2 protein-coding genes are annotated in these 2,191 nt (G+C 63.3%); both read left to right on the forward strand.

What is annotated here, in order from left to right; genetic code table 11:
- Positions 1–61: 61 nt before the first annotated feature.
- Positions 62–1,426, forward strand: coding sequence for an MFS transporter (locus tag A2I95_RS32855; protein WP_291736578.1), 1,365 nt, complete (start codon positions 62–64; stop codon positions 1,424–1,426).
- Positions 1,423–2,191: penicillin-insensitive murein endopeptidase (mepA, locus tag A2I95_RS32860; RefSeq protein WP_291736580.1), on the forward strand; the 769-nt coding region annotated here is incomplete at its 3' end. The genes A2I95_RS32855 and mepA, both read left to right, overlap by 4 nt.

Genomic DNA, 2,191 nt, shown 5'->3' on the forward strand with positions numbered 1-2,191 from the left:
GGCTTGCCTAGGCCCCTGCCCGCCTGCCATACCTGAAGGCAACTATAATAAGAGGCCGGGCATGCAGCAGGTATCCACGCGCAAGCGGATCTGGGGATGGTGGTTCTTTGACTGGGCCAGCCAGCCGTATCAGACGCTGCTGGTCACCTTTGTATTCAGCCCGTTTTTTGCCGCTGTCGCCGCGGATTACTTCATGACCCAGGGGCTGGCGGGCGAGGCGGCCAAGGCGCAGGCGCAGACCGTCTGGTCGATGTGCCTGACCGTGACCGGGCTGATCATTGCCTTTGGCGCGCCGTTTCTGGGGGCGCTGGCCGATATCACCGGGCGCCGCCTGCCCTGGATCATGATGTTTTCACTGATGTATCTGATCGGCGCCTGGGGTTTGTGGTACATGGATCCTTCGGGAAGCAACCTGTGGTGGATGCTGGTCAGCTTCGGCTTTGGCTTCATCGGTGCCGAGTTTGCCCTGATCTTTGTCAACGCGCAGCTGCCAACGCTGGCCAGCCGCGAGGAGGTGGGGGCGGTCTCCGGGTCCGGCTTTGCATTCGGCTATCTTGGCGGGGTAATTGCACTATTCATCATGCTGCTGCTGTTTGTCGAGCAAAGCTCGGGCAAGACGCTGATCGGCCTTAGCCCGGCCTTTGGACTGGATGCCGAAGCAAAAGAGGGCACCCGTGCCGTTGGCCCGTTCACCGCGGTCTGGTTTGCTGCCTTCATGGCCCCCTATTTTCTGTGGGTACAGGACCGCGGCGCCACCGGGCGCAAGGCCAGCCTGGGCAAAGCCTGGCAAATGGTGGTCAAGCTGGTTGCCAGCCTGCGCCACCGGCTGAGCCTGGCGACCTATCTTGGCTCTTCGATGTTTTACCGGGATGCGTTGAACGGGCTGTACGGTTTCGGCGGCGTCTACGCGAAACTGGTGCTGGGCTGGGAGATCGCCCAGATCGGTATCTTCGGCATTGTCGCAGCCTTTGCCGCCACTGTCTTCAGCTGGCTGGGCGGCAAGGCAGACCGGCGGCTGGGCCCGAAACCGGTGATCATCGCCTCGATCCTGGTGCTTGCCTTTGTCTGCCTCATCATCGTCTCCATGTCGCGCCATCAGATTTTCGGCATCGCCATGGCAGAAGGCTCTACCCTGCCCGACACGGTGTTTTTCGGCTGCGGCATGCTGATCGGCGGCTTTGGCGGCATCCTGCAATCGGCCAGCCGCAGCCTGATGGTGCGCCACACCAGCCCTGCGGATGCGACCGAAAGCTTTGGCCTTTACGGGTTGTCGGGACGCGCCACCGCGTTTCTGGCGCCGGCGCTGATCGGTCTGGCCACCACCGTGACCGGCAGCGCCCGGCTGGGGATCACACCGGTGATCGGGCTGTTTCTGATCGGTTTGATACTGTTGTTCTGGGTTCAAGGAGAAGGAGATCAGGGTTGAAACTGTTTCTTGCCATATGCTTAGCGGTTGCCGGGTTATTTAATCCGGCAAGTGCGCAAACCCCAGCCAAGGCCCTGTTCGGGGCCAAGCCCAGCGCCTCGCAGCAGCGCCCCGCGCCGTTCGGCTCTTATGCCAAAGGATGCGTTGCCGGCGCCGCCCAGCTGCCCGAGACCGGCCCCACCTGGCAGGCGATGCGGCTGAGCCGCAACCGAAACTGGGGGCATCCGGCAGCGATTGATTTTGTTCAGGATCTCAGCCGGTTTGCCGCCAAGCAGCGCGGCTGGAAAGGCCTGTACATCGGCGACATCAGCCAGCCGCGCGGCGGGCCGATGCTGTCTGGCCACCGCAGCCATCAGATCGGCCTTGATATCGACATCTGGATGCGGCCGCCGGACCGGCTGAACCTCAGCCGCAACGCACGGGAAAACATCTCCTCAATCTCGATGCGCCGGGCCAAGGGCGCCTATGTGAACTCCAGCTGGACCCGCGCTCATCACGAGATCCTTAAAGCCGCGGCTCAGGACAAGCGGGTGGCGCGGATTTTCGTCTTTCCCGGCGCCAAGGTGCAGATGTGCAATGACGAAAAGGGCGACCGCCGCTGGCTGCGCAAGATCCGGCCCTGGTGGGGTCATCACTACCACTTCCATGTGCGGCTGGCCTGCCCGCGCGGTGCGCGCGGCTGCGCCGATCAGGCAGCCCCGCCCAAAGGCGACGGCTGCACCGATGCGCAGCGCTGGGTCAATGACATTCTGAACCCGCCGCCGC

The sequence above is a fragment of the Leisingera sp. F5 genome (assembly GCF_001593695.1).

What these genes read in the sequence shown, in the direction of transcription:
- A2I95_RS32855 (WP_291736578.1), top strand. Translation starts at nt 62, where the DNA reads ATGCAGCAGGTATCCACGCGCAAGCGGATCTGGGGATGGTGGTTCTTT.